A 6966-nucleotide genomic window follows, 5' to 3' on the forward strand; every position below is an offset into this window, starting at 1 on the left:
CGGCCCGTTGATGCTGCTCGGGGGGGGGAGCCTGTGGTTCCGCGCGTTCCACGCGCTGCCCGAATCGCTCACCGCCCCGGACGGCCGCCCGGTCAACGCGGTGCGGGGGTTCACCGACATGGTGGCGTCGCTGATCACCAAGCATCGGCCGGCGCGGCTGGTGGTGTGCCTGGATCTGGACTGGCGGCCGGCGTTCCGGGTGGCGGCGGTGCCGAGTTACAAAGCGCACCGGGTGGCCGCCGGTTCGGACGGCACCGCCGAGGAGGTGCCGGCGGCGCTGCCGCCGCAGGTGCCGATGATCCTCGACGTGCTGGCCGCGGTCGGGCTCGCCACCGCCGGGGCGGCCGGGTTCGAGGCCGACGACGTGATCGGCACTCTCGCCGCCGGCGAGGCCCGAGACCCGGTGCTGGTGGTCAGCGGCGACCGGGATCTGCTGCAGGTGGTGCGCGGCGGCGCGGTGCCGGTGCGGGTGGTGTACGTCGGGCGGGGCCTGGCCAAGGCCGAGGTGTTCGGTCCGGCGGAGGTCGCGGCCCGGTACGGGCTTCCGCCCGGGCGGGCCGGAGCGGCCTACGCCGAGCTGGCGGCGCTGCGCGGGGACCCCTCGGACGGGTTGCCGGGCGTCAAGGGGATCGGGGAGAAGACCGCGTCGACGCTCCTGCAGGAGTACGGGTCGCTCGCGGCGCTGCGCGCGGCGGCCGCGGACCCGGCGTCGGGGCTGGCGAAGGGGGTGCGCGCCAAGCTGATCGACGCCGGCGAGTATCTGGACGCGGCGGTGCCGGTGGTGCGGGTGGCCACCGACGCTCCGGTCCGGGTGTCGCGCCCGGACACGATCCCGGGGGCCCCCGTCGATCCGCAGGGACTCGAGCGGCTGGCCCAGGATCTGGGGATCGGGCGGTCCGCCGCCCGGTTGACCGCGGCGGCGGCCGGGGTGTGAGGGCGACGGACCGGCGTGCTCAGTTGGGCCGGCTGACCTCGTAGGTGCCCTCGTCGTCGGTGAAGGTCAAGGTCACCGTCCGGAACTGCCCGTCCACCGTGAGGGTGCACTCGAAGCTGTTGCCCGCCTTGACTTCTTCACCGTCCGGGCACTGCACGTCGGAGACGTCGGTTGCGCCGTACGACTCGGTGAGGACCTTCTCGACGCCGGCCTGCGCGGCCTCGGGGTCGAGGGTGTCGGTGCCGCCGAAGAGCAGGACGGCGCCGATGATCGCCCCGATCAGCACGAGCGCAGCGACGGCCAGGCCGACGATCAGGCCGGTCTTCGACTTCGTCTGCGGTGCACCGGCATTCCACTGGTTCGCGCCGGTCGCCCCCCATTGCTGGCCTTGCGGCTGACCGGGCTGCTGCTGTCCCCACTGGCCCTGCTGCGGCTGGCCCTGCTGCGGTTGTCCCCACTGCTGGCCGGGCTGCTGTCCCCACTGCTGGCCTTGCGGCTGACCCGGTTGCTGCTGTCCCCACGGGCCCTGCTGCGGCTGGCCCTGCGGCGGTTGTCCCCACTGCTGGCCTTGCGGCTGACCGGGCTGCTGCTGTCCCCACTGGCCCTGTTGTGGCTGGCCCTGCTGCGGCTGCCCCCACTGCGGCTGGCCCTGCTGGGGCTGGCCTGGGCCCTGCTGAGCCCACGACTGCCCGGGAGCCTGGCCCTGCTGCGGTGTGCCGAACGCCTGCGTCGGTGCCGGCCCCTGCTCGGCTCCGGAGGACGGCGGGGGCGACGGCGCCCACTGCTTGGTCGAATCGTCGGAATCCTGCGGGTCGTGCGGACCGCTCATTGTCGCCTCCACCTGCCTTCGCTGTGTCCAATTACCGTAGTCGTAGCACCCCACCCATCACGAGGAAGCCGTGTGGCAGCGCGCGTATCAAACCACACGCGGTGTCTTCACGCCGCATCGACCGCGACGACACCGCGCCGGATCGCGCCGATCGCGCGGGCGGCCGTCTTGGCGAGCTGCGGGTCGACGGCGCCGGTGCGGATCTGATCGAGCAGATCGATGACCTGCCGGCACCAGCGCACGAAATCGCCCGCCGACAGGTCACGTCCGGCGGTGCCGGCGGCGAGCAGAGCCTCGGTCAACGACTGGGTGCTCACCCACGTGTAGATGGCGTCGACGAATCCGGGATCCGGTTCCCGGGTCGGGGGCAGCTTGAAGCGGACCTCGTCGGCGCGCAGCTGTCCGCACAGACGGACGGTGTCGGCGAGCGCGCGACGCAGCGGCCTGGTCGGCCCGTACTCGGTGGCGCCCTCCTCGGCGCGGGCTTCGTACACCACGGCCGAGACGACCGCGGCGAGCTCGGCGGGCGAGAGCCCGGCCCACACCCCGTGGCGCAGGCATTCGGCGACCAGCAGGTCGCTCTCGCTGTAGATGCGGGCGAGCCGCTCCCCCGCCTCGGTGGTCGACGGATCGTCGCCGGCGGTGAGGTAGCCCCGCTCGGTCAGCAACGCGACGATCCGCTCGAAGGTGCGTGCGAGGGAATTGGTGGTGGCCGCGGATTGGCGGCGCATCTGGGCCACCTCCCGGCCCAGCCGGTTGTAGCGTTCCCCGAGCCGGGCGAGACGGTCGAGATCGGGATGCTGGTGGGCCGGATGCCGGCGCAGCCGCCGCCGCAGCGTGTCGATTTCGCGGCTGTCGCCGTGCTTGGCGCGCTTGGGTCGGCGCGGCGCGGAAATCCCGGTGCTGCGCAGCGCCGATGCGAGGTCCCGGCGGGCCCGGGCGGTGCGGGCGTCGGCGTGCCGGGGCAGCCGGAGCTTCCCCAAGGCGGTCGCCGGGGCCGGGAAGTCCGCGGCCGACACCCGGCCGGACCAGGCGTCCGCGGTGACCACGAGCGGCCGGGGATCGGTGACATCGGTGTCGGTCTCGAGGACGACGGCCAGGCCGGTGCGTCGGCCGCCGGGGATGGCGACGATGTCGCCGCGGCGCAGCGCGAGCAGCGACGCGACCGCCGCCTGCCGGCGGTCCTGCCGCGCCTGGCGTTCGCGGGCACGTTCGAGCTGGGTCAGTTCCTCGCGCAGCTGCAGGTAGTCGAGGATCTCGCCGTCCTCGCCGCCGAGCTGGTCGCGCAGCTTGGCGAGGGTCTTCTCGTTGCGCTCGATGCCACGGGTCAGGCCGACGACCGACTTGTCCGCCTGGAACTGCGCGAAGGACCGTTCCAGCAGTGCCCGCGAGTGTTCGGCGCCGACCGCGTCGATCAGGTTGACCGCCATGTTGTACGACGGGCGGAACGAGCTGCGCAGCGGGAACGTGCGGGTGGAGGCGAGCCCGGCGACGTCGGCGGGCTCGAGACCCGGCTGCCACAGCACCACCGCGTGGCCCTCGACGTCGATGCCGCGCCGTCCGGCCCGCCCGGTGAGCTGGGTGTACTCGCCCGGGGTGAGTTCGGCGTGGGTTTCGCCGTTGTACTTGACCAGCTTCTCGAGCACCACGGTGCGGGCCGGCATGTTGATGCCCAGGGCGAGGGTTTCGGTGGCGAACACCGCGCGCACCAGGCCGCGGACGAACAGATCCTCGACGGTGTGCCGGAACGCCGGGAGCATGCCGGCATGGTGGGCGGCGATGCCGCGTTCGAGGGCGGCGCGCCACTCCCGGAAGCCGAGCACCTCGAGGTCGGCGCGCGGCAGGTCGCCGGTGTGCTCGTCGACGACCGCCCGGATCTGCGCGATCTCGGCCTCGGAGGTCAGGTGCAGCCCGGCGCGCAGGCACTGACCGACGGCGGCGTCGCAGCCGGCGCGGCTGAAGACGAACGTGATCGCCGGCAACAACCCTTCCCGGTCGAGGCGGGCGACGACCTCCGGGCGCGGCAGCGGCCGGAACCCGATGCGCCCGCGGGGCCCGCCCCACCGGCCGGCCGAGTCGAGGGCGGCGCGGCGGCGCACCTGCTCGACGAGTTCCCGGTTGACCACGACCCCGCGGCGACCGGTGCCGTCCGCCGCGTCCGGGTGTGCGGCGGATTCGAACAGGTCGAAGATGCGGGGACCGACCATGACGTGCTGGTGCAGCGGAATGGGCCGCACCTCGTCGACGACGACGGCGGTGTCCCCGCGCACGGTCTCCATCCAGTCACCGAACTCCTCGGCGTTGGAGACGGTCGCGGACAGGCTGACCAGGCGCACGTCCTCGGGCAGGTGCAGGATGACCTCCTCCCACACCGCGCCGCGGAACCGGTCGGCGAGGAAGTGCACCTCGTCCATCACCACGTGGGTCAGCCCGATCAGGGTGGTCGAGGACGCGTAGAGCATGTTGCGCAGCACCTCGGTGGTCATCACCACCACCGGGGCGTCCGGGTTGACGGACTGATCACCGGTGAGCAGCCCGACCGCGGCCTTGCCGTAGCGGGCGACCAGATCGGCATACTTCTGGTTGCTCAGTGCCTTGATGGGGGTGGTGTAGAAGCACTTGCTGCCGGCACGCAGCGCCAGATGCACGGCGAACTCCCCGACCACGGTCTTGCCGGCGCCGGTGGGGGCGCACACGAGCACGCCGTGCCCGCCCTCGAGGGCGCGGCAGGCCTGCACCTGGAACGGGTCGAGCGGGAAGGGCAGCCCGGCGGTGAACTCGGCGAGCCGGGACGCCGGCGGGGGCGTGGTGGATCCGGTGTCGGGGGAATCGGTCACAGGCGACTAGAGGGTGTCGGAGTAGTCGGCGGACGCGGGCCCGGGCGGCGGCGTGGAGGTGGGCGCCGGCACCGGGGCCGGCGGGGTGATCGGCGAGCTCTCGTCGTCGTCGAGGTCACCCCAGCCCTGTTCCCGGTCGCGGCGGGCACGGCGCTTGTCGTTGAGGCGGGCGATCTGGATGGCCAGCTCGAGCAGCACGGTCAGGGCCGCGGCCAGCGCCAGCATCGAGAACGGGTCCTGCCCCGGGGTGGCGACGGCCGCGAAGACGAACATCGCCATGATCAGCCCCCGCCGCCACGCCTTGAGCTTGGCGTAGCTGAGGATCCCGACGGCGTTGAGGGCGACGATGACGAGGGGGATCTCGAAGGACACCCCGAAGATCACGAGCAGGTTGATGATGAACCCGAAGTACTCCGAGCCCGACAGCGCGGTGACCTGCACGTCGTTGCCGACGGTGAGCAGGAACGACAACGCGTGCGAGACCACCAGGTAGGCCAGGACGGCGCCCGCGACGAACAGTGCCGCGCCGGAGACGACGAACCCGATCGCGTAGCGGCGTTCCTTCGCATACAGCCCGGGGGTGATGAACGCCCACAGCTCGTACAGCCAGATCGGGCAGGCGAGCACGATGCCCGCGGTCAGCGCCACCTTCAGCCGCAGCATGAACTGCTCGAACGGCCCGGTGGCGAGCAGCCGGCAGCTGTCGTCGGGGCTGATGTCGGCGCGCGCGGACGCCGGCAGATCACAGTAGGGGCCCCGCAGGATCTCGCCGAGGCTCGGCAGCCCGAACAGGCTGGTGCTGTACCAGACGAACCCGACGATCGTGGTGAGGACCACCGCGGCGAGGGCGATGAGCAGACGGGTGCGCAGTTCGTAGAGGTGCTCGACCAGCGACATGGTGCCGTCGGGATTGGTCTTGCGTCGGCTTCGACGCGGATCGAACGGGATGCGCACGGTGCGGTTCTCAGCTCCTGTCACGGCCGCCGGGATCAGCGGAGGACCGGGACATCCGCGCGGATGTCCCGGTCAGGGTAGTACGGTCAGGCCGAACGCGATTCGGGCTGCGACGTCTGCGTCTGCGGCTCCACGGGGGCCTGGGGCGGCTGGGCCGGCGGCAACGGGCTCGGAGCCGGCTGCTGCGCGGGGCGCGCATCGTCGTTCTGCATCTCCTTGACCTCGCTCTTGAAGATGCGCAGCGACCGGCCGAGACCGCGGGCCGCATCGGGCAGCTTCTTCGAACCGAACAGGATGATCACGACGATCGCGACGATGGCCCAGTGCCAGGGGCTCATTGCACCCATTATCAACCTCCACTGATCTGCTGGCGTCGATGCTACCGGACCGCCCCTGCCGCGGCGCGCCGCACAGGGGCGTTCACAGGGAGTTCGCAGCGGCTTCACACACCGTTCCCGGCGAGCGCGTCGTACGCCGTCAGCGCCGCCTGCGCCCGGTCCCGCACCGCCGCGACCAGCTCCGGCGGGCCGAGCACCCGCACCCCCGCGCCGAGGCCGACGGCCAGGCGCGCCATCCAGTCCAGCGACGCGTAGTGCATCACCGCGTCGACGACGCCGTCCTCGTGGGCCTGCACATCGGTGAGCGGATAGTAGTCGAGCAGCCACCCGTAGCCGGACTCGATGCGCAACCGTGCCGCCGGCAGCGCCGGGTCCCCCGCGAACAGGTCGAGGTGGTCGTCCTCGTCCAGCGCCCGCTCGGGCGGATCCGCCGGTTCGTCGAGTTCGGTGGCGGCGTCGATGCGGTCGAACCGGAACAGCCGCACCCCGTCGGCGGCGCGGCACCAGGCCTGCAGGTAGGTCTGCTCCCCGACCAGCACGATCCGGATCGGATCGACGTCGCGTTCGGACACCGCGTCGCGGGAGGCCGAATAGTAGGTCAGGTGCAGCGCCCGGCCGTGCTGCACGGCCGACCGCACCGTCGCCGCCACCGGATCCTCGGCGACCGGAGGTGGGGGGGCCGGGGGGCGGGCGGTGGCCGCGGCCGTGCCGGCCGCCGCCTCGATCTTCGCGATCGCCCCGAGCGCCGCGGTGGGGTCGACCACACCGGGCATCTCCACCAGCGACCGCAACGCCACCAGCAGCGCCGTGGCCTCGGTGGACGTCAGCCGCAGCGGCCGGTCGATCCCGGCGGTGAAGGTGACCACGATGCTGTCCTCGGAGAACGACAGATCGATCAGGTCGCCGGGACCGTAGCCGGGCAGCCCGCACACCCACAGCTGATTCAGGTCGTCCATGATCTGCTTCGGGGTGACCCCGAGATCGCGCGCGGCCTCGGCGGCGCTGATCCCCGGATGGGCCAGGAAGTAGGGCACCAGGTTCAGCAGCCGGGTCAGCCGACCGGACAGACGTGTG

General features: G+C 72.5%; 6 protein-coding genes. 1 reads left to right on the forward strand and 5 read right to left on the reverse strand.

From position 1 onward, the window contains the following. Nucleotides 1–934: 5'-3' exonuclease (locus OEY_RS0124810; protein WP_010596442.1), on the forward strand; the 934-nt coding region annotated here is incomplete at its 5' end. A gap of 19 nt (nt 935–953) precedes the next feature. On the opposite strand, the gene OEY_RS0124815 is transcribed toward OEY_RS0124810, so the two are convergent. The 5 genes from OEY_RS0124815 to OEY_RS0124835 form a co-directional block, all read right to left on the reverse strand. Next, complete coding sequence (locus OEY_RS0124815; RefSeq protein WP_010596443.1) at nt 954–1763, reverse strand: DUF4333 domain-containing protein; 810 nt, start codon at nt 1761–1763, stop codon at nt 954–956. A 107-nt stretch (nt 1764–1870) separates the two neighbouring features. Then, on the reverse strand, nt 1871–4600 hold the full coding sequence (locus OEY_RS0124820; protein ID WP_010596444.1) for a DEAD/DEAH box helicase: 2730 nt from the start codon (nt 4598–4600) through the stop codon (nt 1871–1873). A 6-nt stretch (nt 4601–4606) separates the two neighbouring features. Further along, the gene (gene tatC / locus OEY_RS0124825) at nt 4607–5554 is read right to left on the reverse strand and encodes a twin-arginine translocase subunit TatC (protein WP_010596445.1); all 948 of its coding nucleotides are present in this window, start codon (nt 5552–5554) and stop codon (nt 4607–4609) included. 86 nt (nt 5555–5640) lie between these two features. Then, nucleotides 5641–5901, reverse strand: a complete 261-nt coding sequence (gene tatA / locus OEY_RS0124830; protein WP_026138124.1) for a Sec-independent protein translocase subunit TatA — start codon at nt 5899–5901, stop codon at nt 5641–5643. 95 nt (nt 5902–5996) lie between these two features. Next, the coding region (locus OEY_RS0124835; protein WP_010596447.1) for a WYL domain-containing protein at nt 5997–6966 on the reverse strand (970 nt) is incomplete at its 5' end.

Origin of the sequence: Rhodococcus sp. P14, from assembly GCF_000256505.1 — a bacterium.
GTDB lineage: Bacteria > Actinomycetota > Actinomycetes > Mycobacteriales > Mycobacteriaceae > Rhodococcus > Rhodococcus ruber.